The organism is Microbacterium bovistercoris (assembly GCF_003387575.1).
Classification (GTDB): Bacteria; Actinomycetota; Actinomycetes; order Actinomycetales; family Microbacteriaceae; genus Microbacterium; species Microbacterium bovistercoris.
Genome location: NZ_QUAB01000022.1, coordinates 1 through 1,212, shown reverse-complemented (window position 1 = coordinate 1,212; position 1,212 = coordinate 1). Strand labels below are relative to the sequence as shown.

Sequence of the window (1,212 nt, the reverse complement as noted above, 5' to 3'; positions counted from 1 at the left end):
AGGGTCAGCTGGACGCCCTGAAGGGGCAGGTGGACAACCTGCTGGGTGAGGACTTCAAGACGCAGCACGCGTCGGGCAAGTTCGGTGAGGGCTACGGCGAGCTCACCACCGGCCTGAAGGGTGCCGTGGACGGCATCAACGACATGTCGGAGGCGCTGCTGGGCATGATGCGTGCGATCCAGGATCTGGATCAGCAGCTCGCCGGCGGCTGAACCCGCTGATCTTCTGCTGAGGGGTCGACCGGTTGCGGTCGACCCCTCAGTCGCGCTCCGGCCTGGCTGTGGCGCGGATCCGCTCCCACCTCCGCGGTCCTCGCGAGCGCGAAGCCGAGGAGTACCGGCTCGCCAGGTTCGCCGAGGCGAACGGATTCACCTACACGACCGGTCAGCTCGATCCGGAGCGGTCCGCAGTGCTGTTCGGGGTGGGCACGTCACGCGTCGTGAGCGATCTCATCGAGGGCGTCACACCGCGGCCCTTCGAAACGGCCAACTACTCGTTCGACACCTGGGTCGGGCGCGTACGCATGCCGCGTGCGGCCAACTATGTCTCGTTCGAGCTGTGGGGCGGTCTCCCCGCGATGACCATCGTGGCGAAGGCGCCGCCGGCGGCGGCGTGGGAGCCTCCCGCGCCGCAGGAACGGATCCGGATCGAGGGCGACTTCGCCTCCCGCTTCGAGGTGTTCACGGCACGGGCCACGGAGGAGGCCGTTCGTCACCTGCTCTCACCGGAGGCGCAGGCAGCGATCACGGCGGTCGCCGCGCAGTGCGACATCGAGGTCACAGCGGATCGGGTGTTCGTGATCGCCCGCCGCCAGCTGCCGATGGCCGAACCCGCGTACTGGGAACGGATCGCAGATCTCGCCTCACTCATGACGCTCCTCGAAGCACGCGGCCGCGGAGATCGGACAGCCGCATTCGAAGGTGCCGACCTTGGACGCCGCACACGAAGGGAGGCGCTGTTCGCCGCTCCCCGAGTCGCCCGCGCCGCCGTCGTCGGCTGTCTGCTCCCACTGGCCATCGGACTCGCTGCAGCGGCGGTGCTGACCAGGATCGTGGTGGGGTAGCGGAGCGGTTTCTCAGAGGCGGGTGATGGGTAGTTGTACCCATCGACTGTTTTTGAGGGTGTCTTGTAGTTTGGTTGTTGTCGGGCCGGGGTGGTCCGGTCCAACCGTTTTTACCGGAGGTGTTGACGATGGCCGATTTCGGTGCGTCT

At 67.3% G+C, this 1,212-nt stretch carries 2 protein-coding genes; both read left to right on the top strand.

Going from position 1 to position 1,212, the window contains the following annotated elements:
• Positions 1 to 212, top strand: a 212-nt coding sequence (locus tag DY023_RS04515; RefSeq protein WP_116241160.1) for a hypothetical protein, incomplete at its 5' end; no start/stop codon positions are given.
• A gap of 32 nt (positions 213 to 244) precedes the next feature.
• Entirely contained in the window at positions 245 to 1,063 is an 819-nt protein-coding gene (locus tag DY023_RS04510) for a hypothetical protein (RefSeq protein WP_147303262.1), read from the top strand.
• Positions 1,064 to 1,212 lie beyond the last annotated feature (149 nt).